Source organism: Pseudomyxococcus flavus (assembly GCF_050038885.1).
GTDB lineage: Bacteria > Myxococcota > Myxococcia > Myxococcales > Myxococcaceae > Myxococcus > Myxococcus flavus.
Map to the genome: position 1 here is coordinate 7128165 of NZ_CP143624.1, position 15051 is coordinate 7143215.

The following is a 15051-nucleotide window of genomic DNA, read 5'->3' on the forward strand; positions in this document are numbered from 1 at the left end:
GTCGCGCATATGTCGACCGAGCCGCCCCGTGCGCGCCGCCCGCGCCGCCACTTCTCGATGATTCGCACGTTCGTGCTCGCTGACTTCGTGACGCTGGGCAATGGCTTCGCGGGGGCGGGCGCCATCCTGGCCTCGATGCAGTACCTGGCGTCGGGGGATGTGGACTGGCTGTGGGTGGCCTTCTGGCTGATGCCGGTGGCGCTGGTCATGGACGTCATGGACGGGCGCATCGCGCGGTGGCGCTTCAAGAAGTCGCCGCTTGGCGCGGATCTCGACTCGCTGGCGGACGTCATCTCCTTCGGCATGGCGCCAGCGGCGCTGGGCTTCGCCGTGGGCATGCGCGGCTCGCTGGACGTGGCGGCGCTCCTCTATTTCGTGGCGTGTGGCATCAGCCGGCTGGCGCGCTTCAACGTCACCTCGGCGGACCTGTCGGATGAAACGGGGAAGGTGAAGTACTTCGAGGGCACGCCCATCCCCACCAGCCTGGCGCTGGTGATGGTGATGGCCGCGGCGACGTGGGCGGGCCGTATCGGCCCGGACCTCTGGGGCGGCGTGTGGCGCCTGGGGCCGCTGACGCTGCATCCGTTGGTGTTGATGTATGTGGCGAGCGGCAGCGCGATGATCAGTAAGACATTGCGCATCCCGAAGATTTGATACCGGACAGCGCCTCACCCCAGGGCGCAGGCTTACCCATTCATGGCTGGTTGCCCACCCTGGAGTGGGTGCCTAGCTTCGCCACCGTTACTTCCGCCGTCCTCCCTGTGGGGCGAGTGGCGACCAAGGTCGATGGTAGTGGGGAAGGAGTGGGCCATGACGGGGCGCTGGGGCTGGTTGGCCCTCGCGGTGGTGGGGCTGCTTGCCGGTTGTGCTGATCGCGAACGGTCGACGCTCGCGGACGGGCGGCTGACGGCAACGCCCGGTGGCGTCGACTTCCAGAAGGTGGCCATCTTCGATGCGCGCGAGGCGGAGATCTCGCTGCGCAACGTGGGGCGGGCCCGCGTCGACGTGAACGAGGTCTGGGTGGAGGGGCCGGAGGGCTCCTACCGCGCCGAGTTCACGCATGAAGGGCCACACAGCCTCCAGCCGGGGAGCGCGTGCTCGCTGCGCGTGCGCTTCGCGCCGCCCACGGAGGGCGCGCAGCCCGCGGTGCTGGTGGTGCGCTCGGATACGCGCATCGAGCCGCTCCTGCGCATCCCCTTGACGGGCCATGGTGTGGACGCCTGGGCCCGCCTGTCGCCGCGGCGGCTGGACTTCGGCCGCATCGAGGCGGACGCCACGAAGACCTTGCCGCTGCGGCTCGAGAATCCCACGGAGCTGCCCGTGGACGTGTCGCCGCGCCTGGTGGGCGCGGACCGCGACGAGTTCAGCGTGGCGCCGGTGACGCTGGCGCCCGGTGAGAGCCGCGAGCTCATGGTGACGTTCAGTCCGGTGCGCGTGGGACGAAAGCAGGTGGCGCTGGCGGTGTCGCCCTGCCGTGGCTGCGCGGACGTGACGGTGCAGGTGGCCGCCGAGGCGCTGGAGCGCGCGGTGGTGGCCGAGCCGACGGTGCTGGACTTCGGCGCGGTGCCGGTGGACCGGGACGCGGTGCGCGAGTCGGCCATCCGCAACATCAGCACCGAGCCGGTGACGGTGACACAGCTGACGCTGGAGGGCCGCGACGCGTCCTTCACGCATAACAACGGCGGCTTCCCCTTCGTGCTGCAGCCGGGAGAGGTCCGCACCTTCACCTTCCGCTACAGCCCGGACCACCAGGGCGCGGCGCAGGACACGGCGCTGTACCACGTGGAGAGCCGCCGCCACCCGACGACGCCGGTGGAGCTGCGCGGCTATGGCGGCGCGCCCGAGCTGTGCGTATCGCCGTCCTTCCATGACTTCGGCACGCAGCCGCTGGGTGCGAAGGTGCGCGTCGTCATCAACGTGAAGAACTGCGGCGCGTCCAACGAGGGTGGGCTCACCATCAACACCCTGGAGTGGCTGCCGCAGCAGGGGGGGGCGGCGCAGTTCAACCACACGCCGCTGGCGCTGCCCGTGACGCTGCCGCCGGGCGGCGAGGTCAACCTCGAGGTCTTCTACGAGCCCACCGAGCTGCGCGCGGCCGAGGGCTCGCTGGTGATGACGACCAATGCCTTCTCCGCCGCCACGGTGCAGATGGACTTCCGCGGCAACACGGAGGCGCATGCGCCCTGCGAGCTGACGCTCACGCCGCAAGCGCTGGACTTCGGCACCATCCCGCCCGGACAGGGCGCGGTGCTGGGCCTCAAGCTGGAGAACCGAGGCATGGACCTCTGCCCGGTGAAGAACATCCGCCTGCGCGATGATGGCGGCGGTGTCTTCACCCTGCCGGGCGGCGACCTCTACGGCGGTATCCTGTATCCGGGCGACTACTTCAGCTTCCAGGTGGCCTTCATGGCGCCGGTGGCGGGCGGCCACTTCACCGGCACCGTTCAAATCGAGCAGATGCAGCCGGCCAACCCGGTGCTGCTGGTGCCGCTGGTGGCCAACACGCAGGCGGTGTGCCTGGTGGCGTCGCGCCGCTACATGGACTGGGGCGTGGCGCGGCCGGACTGCCCCGCCGAGCCCATGGAGGTGAACTTCCTCAATGCCTGCGCCGCGCCGGTGGCGGTGAACGACGTGTGGATTGGCCCGGGGACCACGGACGCGGAGTTCGGCCTGACGTCGGTGCCCGACCCCATTCCCTTCCTGCTGCCGCCCAACGAGGCCTTCACGGTGGGCGTGGAGTACTTCGGCATGGTGTCGGGCATGAACCTGTCGCCGCTGTACGTGGGCAGCAGTGATCTGCCGGCGCCGCTGATGATTCCGCTGGTGGGTGAGTCGTCGATGCGGGTGGAGAAGACGGACACGTTCGTCCAGCAGGACGTGAGCAAGGTGGACGTGCTGCTGGTGGTGGACAACACCGCCTCCATGGCCGTGGAGCACCCGCGGCTGGTGGACGCCATCCCCACCTTCGTGCAGACGGCGCTGGACCGGGGCGTGAGCCTGAACGTGGCGGTGACGACGACGGGCATCCACCCGGTGACGCCGCCGGACCCGGCCAATGCGTGCCCGGGCGACGCGGAGGGCGGGGAGGCGGGCCGCTTCTTCCCGGTGGACAACTCCCTGCCGCGCATCCTCACGAGCGCGACGCCGAACCTGGCCCAGCAGCTCCAGCAGAGCGTGCAGGTGGGCCAGTGCGCGGAGGTGGAGCAGGGCTTCGAGGCCATGCGCCGCGCGCTGTCCCAGCCGCTGGTGAACAACGCGGACGACCCGCGCACGCCGCTGCCCAACGACGGCAACGCCGGCTTCCTGCGGGAGGAGGCCGCGCTGGTGGTGCTCTTCGTCAGCGACGAGGATGACCACTCGCCGGACGCGGTGGACACCTATGTGTCATGGGCCCAGCAGCTCAAGGGCCAGAATCAGCCGCAGCGCGCGACGTTCTACGCCATCGCCCCGCCCGCCAGCGGCTGCGCCACCGCCGGTGGTGCTGGCACGCGCTACGCGGAGGCCACCGCTCGCACGGGAGGCGAGGTGGTGAGCGTCTGCGCGGAGGACTACCGGCCGCTGCTCCAGGCCGTGGGCGACAAGGCCTTCTCCGCGCAGGAGCGCTTCCCGCTCAGTGACGTACCCGAGCCGGGCAGCGTGACGGTGAGCGTGAATGGCACGCCTGTCACCACGGGCTGGACCTACGACGCCGCCACCAACAGCGTGGTGTTCGACACGGTGCCGGCCGCGGGGACGCGCATCGCCATCCACTACCGGCGCTCCTGCGACGCGATGTAGCGCAGTGGAAGGGCCGGGCATCCGGCCCTCGACAGTGGTGTCAGTCCCCGGTGCTACAGGTCTGCTTCCCCCTGTGCGGATGACCAGAAAATTGGAGGTCACCTCGCGGTGTGTACCCTGAGGTCGTACCTGCAGCTGCCGAGGAGGCACCCGGTGAACTCCCAAGACTTCGACGCAACGATGACGAGCGCCGCCCGCCCCGCGCGAAAGGCCCCGGGCTTGCGCGTCATCCGGGGAGAGGGGCAGCGGAGGGAGGAGCCGCTCGCCTCGCGGGACGCCGTGGCCCGGGTGCTGATGGAGGCCGGGGCGGACCTGCTGCTGCGGCGTATCAGTCCGGCGCGGGCCGGGGAAATCGAGCGCCAGGTGGACCGCGTCCTCGACCTGTTCGACCGGGTGGACGCCGCCCCGGTGCTGATGCCGGTGCTGAAGCGGCACCTGGACGAGCTGGAGGCGCTGATGCGGGAGACCCGCGAGGTGCGGGCCGCCCGGAGATAGCCAAAAGGCGGTTTCCGGGGCGCTTGGGGGTTTGACCCTCATTCCCGGTGCGCTTACGCTCGGGTCCTTCCCGCGCCCGGAACTCGGGGCCACTTGAGGGTGGTTGTCCAGGGGCCGGTCAGGTCGCCGTGTCCATCGAAACCTATGGCAGGTACCAGCTCCTGAAGCGTCTCGCCACGGGCGGGATGGCGCAGATCTACCTTGCGCGGCCTCAGGGGGCGGAGCCCGACAAGCGGGTGGTGGTCAAGCGGATCCTCCCGCACCTCGCGGAGAACGACGACTTCGTCAAGATGTTCCTGGACGAGGCGCGCATCGCCGCCCGGCTCAACCACCCCAACGTGGTGCAGATTTTCGACCTGGGGGCCCAGGACGACTCCTTCTTCATCGCCATGGAGTACATCCACGGCGACGACCTGCGCCGGCTGTGGAAGCAGTCGGAGCTGATGGGGCAGCCGCTGCCGGTGCCGCTGGTGTGCCGCATCCTCATCGAGGCCTGTGCCGGGCTGGACTACGCGCACAAGCGCACGGACCCGACGACGGGCCGCCCGCTGGGCATCGTCCACCGCGACGTCTCCCCGCAGAACATCCTGGTGACGTTCGAGGGTGGGGTGAAGGTGGTGGACTTCGGCATCGCCAAGGCGGCGGACCAGGCCACGGTGACGCGCTCCGGGGTGCTGAAGGGCAAGTACTCGTACATGTCGCCGGAGCAGGCGGCCGGCCTGCGCGTGGATTGCCGCTCCGACATCTTCGCGCTGGGTATCGTGCTGTACGAGCTGCTCACCGGCACCCGCCTGTTCAAGCGCCCCAACGACATCCAGACGCTGACGGCGGTGTCCGAGTGCCGCGTCATTCCGCCCTCGCAGGTGACGACGCGCGTCCCGGCGGACCTGGACGCCATCGTGCTCAAGGCGCTCGCGAAGGACACGTCGGAGCGCTACCAGGAGGCGGCGCAGCTCCAGCACGCGCTGGAGGACTGGCTGAGCGCGCGCCAGCTGCCCGCGTCGTCCGCGGACCTGTCCGCCTTCATGAAGGCCGTCTTCGCGGAGCGGCTGGCCGAGGAGTCCCGGGCGGGTGAGGTGTGGGGCGAGGAGTCCGATTCCGGGTCCTCCCGGCAGGAGGCCCCGCCGCGCCGGACGGGGCTGCGGCCCGCGCTGCCACCGCGTCCGCCGCCCCTGTCGCCGGAAGATGACGCGACGGCGGCGCTGCGCCCGCGTCCCGCCGCCCGGACGGGCCGCTTCGAGCTAGAGCCGGAGAAGCCGGCCCCGCGCCTGACGGGGCAGCGGCGCGCGGTGGACCCCGAGCGCCCGTCGCGCTCCGGCATGGGCGTGCTGCCGCCGCTGCCGACTCCGCCGGTGGAGGAGGATGCGCCCACGGTGGACGTGCGCGCGCCCGCGCGGGTGACGCTGACGGACGTGAAGCTGGGCGGGGCCGCCGCGGCGCCCACGGACCCGCGGGGCGCGCCTCGGCCGGGGCTGGGCACGGGGCGCTTCGACGTGGGGGGGATGGACGACGAGGACGCGCCCACGGTGGATGCCCGGGCGGGAAGCCGCTCGCAGGTCCGGGGTGGGTTCGTCGTGGAGGAGGACGCGCCCACCATCGCGATGCCGGACCATTCGCGGCCCGCGCGCGTGGTGATTCCGCTGGCTGATGGCGAGCCGCTCGAGGAGGACGCGCCCACCTTGTCCCTGGGGATGTCGCGTCCGGCGAAGCGGCCTCCCGCGGCGGCGAGCACCACGCCGTGGCTGTACGTGGGCCTGGGCCTGCTCCTGGTGGCGGCGGCGGTCGTGGTGTTCTGGTCGTGGACGCCGCGCGGGCCGGTGCCCATGCCGTTGCCGCCCGAGTCGGTGGCGCCCGCGCTGGTGCCGGACACGGCCGGGGCGCCGACGGTGACGCCGACCGAGCTGCAGCCGCCCCCCGTGGTCCCCCAGCCGCACGCGGAGGCGACGCCCGCGCCGGTGCGGCTGCGCATCGAGACGCAGCCGGCGGACGCGGCGGTGTTCGTGAACGGCCAGCGTCAGGTGGGAAGCCCGGTGGTGCTGGACACGGCGGTGGGAAAGCAGGTGGCCGTGCGGGTGGAGGCCGAGCGCTACCAGGCGCAGTCGCGCACCGTGACGGTGGGCGAGGACGCCGAGCAGGTGACGCGTTTCGTCCTGGAGTCGGAGCCGGAGACGCGTCCGGCGGCAGCGGTGGTGCGGGAGCGTCCCGTCCGGCACGAGCCCCGTCAGGAGACGCGCACGGCCCGGGTCCGGTTCGTCGTCCACCCCTGGGCCGTGGTGACGTGCGGAGGCAAGCGGCTGGGCGAGACGCCCTTCGAGGCCGTGGAGCTTCGCGTGGGCACCTACGACTGCCGGTTCGACAACTCCGACCTCAAGAAGACGTTCAGCCGACGTATCGAGGTCAAGCCCATCGACCTCAACGTGGTGAGCGTGAAGTTCGAATAGCCATGCCTTGGATTCTCCCGTGACGCTCGAAGCCGGCACTCACATCGGCAAGTATGTCGTCCGCCGCAAGCTCGCCGAGGGCGGCATGGCGGAAATCTACTTGTGCACGGCGCGCGGCGCGGAGGGCTTCGAGAAGGAAGTCGTCATCAAGCGGGTGCGTGCGTTCCTCGCGAGCGACCCTGAGTTCGTCGGGATGTTCATCGCGGAGGCGCGGCTGGCCTCGCGGCTCAACCACGCGAACGTCGTCCAGATCTTCGACTTCGACAAGCACGAGGACACGTACTACCTGGCCATGGAGTACGTGCGCGGCTGCTCGTTGTGGGAGCTGCGCAAGCGCGGCAAGGAGCTGATGGAGCCCGTGCCGCCGATGCTGGTGGCGCACATCGGCGCCGAGGTCGCCCGGGGCTTGCACTACGCCCACCGCCTCCGGGTGAACGGGCAGCCGCTGGACCTGGTGCACCGGGACGTCACGCCACACAACGTGCTGCTGTCCTTCGACGGGGCGGTGAAGCTGACGGACTTCGGTATCGCCAAGGCGGGCAACAAGCTCACGCAGCCCGGCGTGCTGAAGGGCAAGTTCGCGTACATGTCGCCCGAGCAGGCCCGGGGCGAGGCCGTGGACGCGCGCACGGACATCTTCGCGCTGGGCGTGGTGCTCTGGGAGATGCTCACCGGCGGCCGGCTCTTCGACGGGGACTCCGAGGTGGCGGTGCTGCGCGCGGTGCAGCAGAGCGCCATTCCGCCGCCGGCCCGGCTCAATCCCGACGTGCCCGCGGACCTGGACGCCGCCGTGGTGCGGGCGCTGGAGCGGGACCCCGCGCTGCGTTTCCAGACCGCGGCCGAGCTCGAGCGCGCCCTGGCCCAGTGCGTGCTGACGCATGCGACGTCCGTGGACGACACGGACCTGAGCGCCTTCATGCGGCGGCTGTTTCCCACCAGCCTCACCCAGGCGATTCCGACGGTGCAGGAGCGCACGCACGTGGTGGAGGGGGAGCAGGTGCCGGGCGCCGTGGCGGGCGCGGTGGCGGTGCCGCGCGAGCCCACCGCGGTGATGGCGCCCCCCGGCCGCAGTGGACTGGCGCTGCCGACGTCGCCGGACGAGGACGTCAACGCCCCGACCTTCGTGCTGCCGCGCCGTGGCGAGGACGTCGCGGTGGCCTCGGCGCCGCTGCCGCCCATGGCCACGCCGATGATGCCGCTGCCCGCGGTGGCTTCGTCACCCGTGCCCCGGAGTGGCGCCGCGCAAGGGGCACATCCGCGGCTGGATGGACAGCCTGGCGTGTCCGACTCCAGTCCTTCGGCGCGGGTGGACGGGCTGGCCGGAGCCGAGGGTGTCGCTTCGGAGCGGACCGATGGACGACCGGGGATGTCCGCCTCCGGTGCTTCGGCACGGGTGGCCGAGTTTTCCGGAGCCGCCGCCGGCGCGTCGGGGCGGACGGATGGCCGGCCCGTGGCGGGAGCATCCATCGTCTCTGCGCAGACGGAAGGGGCGTCCATGCCCGCGGCGCCGCGGCGCCCGAGCCGGCCGGACGGTGTGTCCCTGGTGGACGGAGCGGTGCCCACGTCGCCTTCAGACCGCGATGCCGCGCAGGTGGCCGGTGAGGGCCGGCAGCTCATGGACACAAGCGGCTCGGACGCTCGTGCGGTGAGGGCGCCCGGAGCGCGGACTCCCAGTCGCCCCGAGGGCTTCCCCGCCGTCGCGTCGCCTCCGAAACCCGTGGGCGGCCTGGGGCTGGCGGGGACGTGGGACGACGAGGATGACGACGAGGTCGACACCGCTTCGACCACGGAGCCGGAGCCGCGGCCAATGGCTGTGCACCGTCCTTCCGGTGGCCAGCCTGCTGTTGCCTCCGCTTCCGGCGCACCCGGTCCCGTTCCCGGTGCTCCGTCCCCATCGCGCCGCTCGTGGGGGATGGGGCTCTCCGTGGCACTGGGGCTCGCCGTCGTCGGGGGCGGCGTCGCCCTGCTGCGCGCTCGGTCCGAGCCGCCTCCCGCCCCCGTGCCGCAAGCGTCCACCCCCATCGCTCCGGAGGCTGAGAAGACGCGTCCGGAGACGACCGCGCCCTCCACGTCCGAGGCCCTCGCCGCCGCGCCCTCCGGGGGCTCGGAGGTGAAGTCGGACACCGGGGGAGGGGGGCCGGCGAACCCAGGTGCCTCTGACTCCGAAGCCGAGGTGGATGGGCTGATGCGCGAGGAAGTGCTCGCCGCGGCAAACGCTCCGGCCGACGACGCCCCGCCCGCCGCGGAGGAGGTCCAGGAGACGGAGCGCGCCGCGCCGGCCAGCGGCACCCTCCAGATTCAGGCCGCGCCCTACGCCACCGTGTTCATCAACGGCAAGCGCATGGGCGAGGTGACCGGGCGCGCCTCGTACCGGCTGCCAGCCGGTGTCCACAAGCTCGTGTTCCAGCACCCCGCCGGTGAGCGGCGCTACGACGTCACCGTCACGGCGGGCGGCACCGTGAGCCGCGAGTTCCGCGCCCCGCGGGGCCGCTGAGCCCGCGGCCGCGTGCCCCACGAGGCCCCAGCTTCTGGGGCTGATCACTCCCGCTAAACCCCAGGTCGCGGCGTGCCGTCCCGGCATGGCCGCGGGCCTCCTCATGCCCAACGTCCGGTCCTGAACGTCACCGGCGACCGGGCTCCAGAACCACCTCCTCCTACCTCTCGCGTCGCGTGTCCGCTGACGAGCGATTCGTCCGCGAACGCCCGCCTGCCTGGTGGTCTGCCTTGACACCCGGCGGTCGACTCTGGCACTCAGTGGCCCCCATTCAGTGGATTATATTCAATGGAATCCATGGACCTGCTGGCTCCTGAGGAGATTGCTCGGATCGAGCGCGAGAACGCGGGCGGCCTGCCCGCGAGCGCCATCCTGGAAATCTTCCGGCCGCGGGGCGTGCGCCTGTCGGAGGCGACGTTCCGGAAGTACGTGCAGGCGGGCCTGCTACCCAGGAGTCGCCGGGTGGGCCGGAAGGGAAAGCACCAGGGGAGCCGTGGGCTCTACCCGGTGGAAGCGGTGCGCCGCATCAATGTCATCAAGAAGATGATGGCGGAGGGGCACACCCTGGAGGACATCAAGCGGTCCTACGTCTTCCACAGCAACAACATCGACCAGTTGGAACGGGACCTTACGGGAGTCCTGGACGGGTTCCAGGAGGAGCTGGGGGACCGCGCCTTTGGGGGGGAGCATCGGCGTTCGCTCGAGGCACAGTTGGCAACCTTGCGGCAAAGAGCGCAGGATCTGGTCCGGGATGTCGCCCGGCTGGGTAGCGCCGTGACCGCACGCGCAGACGAAACGATCCGTTCGCAATAGAATACCCGGGAACCGGGTAGACTGGCCTCACGTGGAGGGGACATGTCGGAAGTGAAGCAGCTACAGGAGGAGGGGGGAGACCAGGAATCGGACCAGGCGCAGGAGCGCCGCCGTTCCAAGACCATGTCGCGCAAGGAGATGGCGCGCGACCTGCGGAGGCGCCGCCTCACGGGGCAGGTGGACCCTGAAGAGGCCGAGCTGCTGAAGCAGATGGACGACACGCGCCCCCGGACCCGGGCGGACTGCGTCAATGGCCCCCGGCCGTGCAACTTCGTCTCCTGCAAGCACAACCTCTATCTGGACGTGAATCCGGAGACGGGGTCCATCAAGCTCAACTTCCCGGACAAGGAGATCTGGGAGCTGGAGCACACCTGTGCCCTGGACGTGGCGGAGAAGGGCGGCATCACGCTCGAGGAGGTGGGGGAGATCATGAACCTCACCCGCGAGCGCATCCGCCAGGTGGAGACGCGCGGCCTGATGAAGCTGCGTGAGGCCACCGAGGCCGAGCCGCCGGTTTCGGCGCGCAAGCCCTGATGCATCGGGTGGGTTTCCACCCGCAAACGGAGGGCCGACGTGTTGCGTTGACACCCCTGGAGGTGGTTGCTACTACCGCCGCTTCCCGCACACCGAGGCCCACACGTGCTGGCTCTCCTCAGCGTTTCCGATAAGCGAGGTCTGGTTCCCTTCGCCCAGGGGCTCGTCCGTCTGGGCTTCCGGCTGTTGTCCACCGGGGGCACGCTCGAGGCGCTCAAGGGCGCGGGGGTGCCCGTCACGAAGGTCTCCGAGCACACGCAGAGCCCCGAGATTCTGGGTGGCCGCGTGAAGACGCTCCACCCGCGCATCCACGGCGGCATCCTGGGGCGGCTGGAGCTGGAGGCGGACCGTGAGGAGATGAAGGCCCACGGCATCGAGCCCATCTCCCTGGTCGCGGTGAACCTGTATCCCTTCCGGCAGACGGTGGCCTCGGGCGCCGCGGAGCCGGACGTCATCGAGCAAATCGACATCGGCGGACCCGCCATGGTGCGCGCGTCCGCGAAGAACTTCCGGCACGTCTCGGTGGTGGTGGACCCGGAGGACTACCCGGCGGTGCTGGCGGAGCTGGAGCAGCAGCAGTCGGTGAGCGAGGACACGCGGCGCAAGTTGATGCGCAAGGCCTTCGCGCACACGGCGGCCTACGACGCCTCCATCTCCGCGTGGCTTTCCGCGCAGGCGGGTGAGCCGTTCCCGGGCGAGCTGTCGCTGGCGTTCCAGAAGGCGCAGGACCTGCGCTACGGCGAGAACCCCCACCAGCGCGGGGCCTTCTACCGCGAGCACTCCGCGCCGCAGGAGCCGACGGTCGCCTTCTCCAGGGTGCTGCAGGGCAAGGAGCTCTCGTACAACAACATCCTCGACCTGGACGCGGCGCTGGGGCTGCTGCTCGAGTTCCCCGAGGCGCCCGCCGCGGTCATCATCAAGCACAACACGCCCTGCGGCGTGGCGGTGGACGGCTCGCTGGAGAAGGCCTACCGCACGGCCCGCGCGGTGGACGAGGTCTCCGCCTTCGGAGGCATCGTGGCGCTCAACCGCGAGGTGGACGCGGCCACGGCCCAGGCCATGGCGGAGACGTTCCTGGAGGCGGTCATCGCGCCGTCCTACTCGGCCGAGGCGCTCCAGGTGCTGTCGGCGAAGAAGAACCTACGGCTGCTGGAGGCGGGCCCCGCGCTGGCCAGCCCCCAGGCCCGGCCGCGGGCCCAGCTGGACGCCCGCAGCGTGTCCGGCGGGATGGTGCTGATGGACCGGGACGCGGTGGAGCCGCCGCTGTCCTGGAAGGTGGTGTCCAAACGAGCGCCCACACCGGAGGAGGAGCGGGCCATGCGCTTCGCCTGGAAGGTGTGCAAGCACGTCAAGAGCAACGCGATTGTTTTCGCCTCCGAGGACCGGTTGCTGGCGCAGGGCGGCGGGCAGACGAACCGGGTGGACTCGGTCCGCATCGCGATGCAGCGCGGCGGGGCGGCTCTGCGGGGGAGCGCCGTGGCCTCCGACGCCTTCTTCCCCTTCCGGGACGGGCTGGACGAGGCGGCCCGGGCGGGGGCGACCTGTGTCGTACAGCCCGGCGGCTCGGTCCGTGACGCGGAGTTGATTGCCGCCGCGGACGAACATGGGATGGCCATGGTGCTGACGGGAGTGCGACACTTCCGGCACTGAGCCCCATGCGCATCGTCTGTCAGAAATGCGCGGCCGCCTACGCGATTGATGACAAGCTCATCACCGCCAAGGGCGTTCGCGCGCAATGTCCCCGCTGCCGGAACCTCCAGCTGGTCCGGCGCGATCCTTCGGCCGCGCCCGCTGCGGCGCCGCAGCCCCAGGCGCCCGTCACCCTGACGCCCGTTTCCAGCGGGGCGCCCGCCGCGAATCCCGCGGACGACCTCTTCGGGGACTTCGGTGCGCCGCCGCCAGCGGCCGCCCCCGCCAGGCCCGCTCCGGGTGGCGGGGCGGCGCCGGCCTCGGACCTGTTCGGCGACGTCGGCGCGCTGCCGTCGCCTGCGCCGGCCTCTTCGCCGCCGGTGGACCCCTTCGCGGACCTGGGCTCGCCCGCTCCGAGCAGTGGCCGGCCCGCGGTGGATGACCCGCTGCTCGACTTCCTGGGGCCCCCGCCGGCCGCGCCGCCGGGCACGGAGCAGGCACCGGCCCGGCCTCCGAAGGCCGCCGCGGCGCCGAAGCCGGCGACCACGGGGTGCCGCGTCTGCCAGAAGCCGCTGACGGACTCCTTCGACCAGGCGCTGGGCGTGTGTGACGATTGCCGGCAGCCCGGCGCCGCGCAGGTGCCTCCAGCCCCGGCGAGCCGCCCGGCGGCAGCGGGCAACGCGGACTTCCTGCCGCCGATGACGGACCTGGGTGGCGGCGCCGCGTCCTCCGGCGCCCAGCCCCCGCCCGGTGCTGGCTCCGAGTCCCGTGGGGGCGCGCGCGTCCCCATCAGCACGGACATCATCCCGGACATGGGGCCGGAGCCGCGCAGCGGCGTGCGCACGTCCGTGCCGCAGCTCGGGGCCGAACCTCGCAGCGGCGCGCGGGGTTCGCCTTCGAGAATCGGTCCCGCGCAGCCGCCGGCCGCGGGGCGCTCGCGAGGCGGGAAGGGCGCGCTCGTGGCGGGCCTCGTGGGGCTCGTCCTCGTGGGGGGCGGCGTGGGCGGCTACGTGCTGTACCAGCAGCATTCCGAGGACGCGCGTCGCAACGCCGGCCCTCCGCCCGCGCCGGCCATTCCGGACGCGGTGCAGGCGGTGCTGCCGCGCTGGAAGCTCAAGTTCCTGGAGATTACCGGCACCAGCGCGGAGCGGCTCGCGGAGGGGCAGCAGCAGCTCGCCCGCGACGAGCGCTTCGCGTACTCGGAGGCGGAGGAGTCCTTCCAGCAGGCGTTGCTGCTGGACCCGACCAGCGACGCGGCCATCGCCGGCTACGTGCAGGCGCTGGCGCTGGGGCGTGGCGCGCGCATGGACGACGCGACGTTCCAGGAGGCCCGCGCGCTGCTGACGGCGGCCGAGTCCCGGTCGGGGCGCACGGCGCCGCTGCTGCTGGCGCATGCGAACCTGCTCCTGGCCCGCTCGGGCCAGCCGGAGCAGGCGCGTCCGCTGGCCGAGGAGCTGCTCGCCCGCGCGGAGCTCCCGGACGCGCAGAAGGCCGAGGCCCACCTCGTGCTGGGCCGCACGTGGCTGTCGTCCTCGCGGGAGCTGGCGCGCAGCCACTTCGACTCCGCGCAGAAGCTGTCGCCGGACATCAAGCGCCTGCACTACTACCGCGCGCTGGCGCACGCGTCGGGCGGTGAGTACTCCGCCGCGCTGGACACCCTGCTGAAGCGCCTGGAGACGCACCCGAAGGACTGGGACAGCCTGGGGCTCACCGCCCGCATCTACCAGGAGGTCGGCGAGCCCGCGGAGGCGCGCAAGCTGTACGAGGCGCGCGTGAAGGCGGAGCCCGGTGAGCTGCGCGCGCTGTTGCCGCTGGCGATGCTGCGGTACCAGTCGGAAGGCAACGCGTCGGGCGCGGTGCGTGACCTGCGCGCCTTGCTGAAGAACCGCGCCCGCTATGACGAGCCCGAGGTGGCCGAGGTGCTCGTGCACCTCGCGGCCGCGGAGCGAACCGCCGGCAGCACGGACGCGGCGGTGAAGGCGGCCGAGGAGGCCCTCCAGCTGGTGGAGGACCTGCCCGAGGCCCACCTCCAGCTCTTCATGGTGGCGCTGGGCCGCCGTGATGCGGAGAAGGCCCGGGCGCGGCTGCCCGGCTTCCGCGGGCAGCTCGAGGACGGCGCGCTGGAGAAGGTGCTCGAGGGCCGGTTGCTCCTGCTGGAGAAGAAGCCGCAGGAGGCGCTGGAGGCGTTCCAGGCCGCGGCGAAGCTGGACTCGCGGCGGCTGGACGCGCAGCTGCTGGCGGGGGTGGCCGCGGCGAGCGCGAAGCGCCGGGACGACGCGTTCCGCGCGCTGCACCAGGCGCTGCAGTCGGACCCGCTCCGGTTGGAGCCGCGGCCCGTCATGTCCGCGTACTGGCTGCGGCCGCGCGAGACGGTGGAGGGCGTGGAGGGCGTCATCCTCGCGCTCGCCGAGGGGCCCGAGGACCCGTCCCCGCTGCTGTACGAGGGGCTCCTGCGCTTCCACCAGCACCAGTTCGACACCGCCGAGCGGCACCTGCGCAGCGTGCTGGAGGTGGACGCGAACAACGCTGGTGCCCTGGCGTACCGCTCGCTCATCGCCCTGGAGCGTCGCGCGACGGCGGACGCGCGGCGCCTGGGGGAGCGGGCCGCTGCGGCGGGACGGCAGCAGCCGGTGGCCCATCTGGCGCTGGGGCTGGCGCTCGCGGAGGCCAGGCAGGTCGAGCCGGCCAAGCGCGCGCTCCGGGACGCGCTGGCGCTGGCGCCGACGCTGTTGTCGGCCCAGGCGCGGCTGGCGCAGCTGGAGGCGCCGCAGGGCAAGGGCGCGGCGCGCGACACCCTGGTGAAGGTGGTGGGGTTGGACCCGGCGTACCTCCCCGCGAAGCGGATGCTCTACCTGTTGGAACGGTGAG

The 15051-nt window shown here is 72.0% G+C and carries 9 protein-coding genes; all 9 read left to right on the forward strand.

The annotated features are described in order from the left end of the window. Positions 1-9: 9 nt before the first annotated feature. The gene (locus tag VZL07_RS29650; RefSeq protein WP_426751239.1) at positions 10-654 is read left to right on the forward strand and encodes a CDP-alcohol phosphatidyltransferase family protein; all 645 of its coding nucleotides are present in this window, start codon (positions 10-12) and stop codon (positions 652-654) included. A gap of 156 nt (positions 655-810) precedes the next feature. Continuing rightward, positions 811-3777, forward strand: coding sequence for a choice-of-anchor D domain-containing protein (locus VZL07_RS29655; RefSeq protein ID WP_426751240.1), 2967 nt, complete (start codon positions 811-813; stop codon positions 3775-3777). Between the two features lie 108 nt (positions 3778-3885). Beyond that, on the forward strand, positions 3886-4272 hold the full coding sequence (locus VZL07_RS29660) for a hypothetical protein (protein WP_426751241.1): 387 nt from the start codon (positions 3886-3888) through the stop codon (positions 4270-4272). Between the two features lie 128 nt (positions 4273-4400). Then, a complete protein-coding gene (locus tag VZL07_RS29665; RefSeq protein ID WP_426751242.1) occupies positions 4401-6713 on the forward strand; it encodes a protein kinase domain-containing protein in 2313 nt (770 codons plus the stop codon). A 19-nt stretch (positions 6714-6732) separates the two neighbouring features. Beyond that, on the forward strand, positions 6733-9207 hold the full coding sequence (locus VZL07_RS29670) for a protein kinase domain-containing protein (protein WP_426751244.1): 2475 nt from the start codon (positions 6733-6735) through the stop codon (positions 9205-9207). Between the two features lie 288 nt (positions 9208-9495). Continuing rightward, entirely contained in the window at positions 9496-10020 is a 525-nt protein-coding gene (locus tag VZL07_RS29675) for a MerR family transcriptional regulator (RefSeq protein ID WP_426751246.1), read from the forward strand. 42 nt (positions 10021-10062) lie between these two features. Next, the gene (locus VZL07_RS29680; protein WP_426751248.1) at positions 10063-10554 is read left to right on the forward strand and encodes a sigma factor-like helix-turn-helix DNA-binding protein; all 492 of its coding nucleotides are present in this window, start codon (positions 10063-10065) and stop codon (positions 10552-10554) included. 105 nt (positions 10555-10659) lie between these two features. Next, positions 10660-12204, forward strand: a complete 1545-nt coding sequence (purH, locus tag VZL07_RS29685) for a bifunctional phosphoribosylaminoimidazolecarboxamide formyltransferase/IMP cyclohydrolase (protein ID WP_426751249.1) — start codon at positions 10660-10662, stop codon at positions 12202-12204. A 5-nt stretch (positions 12205-12209) separates the two neighbouring features. Further along, complete coding sequence (locus tag VZL07_RS29690; RefSeq protein WP_426751251.1) at positions 12210-15050, forward strand: tetratricopeptide repeat protein; 2841 nt, start codon at positions 12210-12212, stop codon at positions 15048-15050. Position 15051 lies beyond the last annotated feature (1 nt).

Coding starts and splice junctions, on each gene's coding strand:
- VZL07_RS29650 (WP_426751239.1), top strand. CDS start 10: ATGTCGACCGAGCCGCCCCGTGCGCGCCGCCCGCGCCGCCACTTCTCG.
- VZL07_RS29655 (WP_426751240.1), top strand. CDS start 811: ATGACGGGGCGCTGGGGCTGGTTGGCCCTCGCGGTGGTGGGGCTGCTT.
- VZL07_RS29675 (WP_426751246.1), top strand. CDS start 9,496: ATGGAATCCATGGACCTGCTGGCTCCTGAGGAGATTGCTCGGATCGAG.
- VZL07_RS29680 (WP_426751248.1), top strand. CDS start 10,063: ATGTCGGAAGTGAAGCAGCTACAGGAGGAGGGGGGAGACCAGGAATCG.
- VZL07_RS29690 (WP_426751251.1), top strand. CDS start 12,210: ATGCGCATCGTCTGTCAGAAATGCGCGGCCGCCTACGCGATTGATGAC.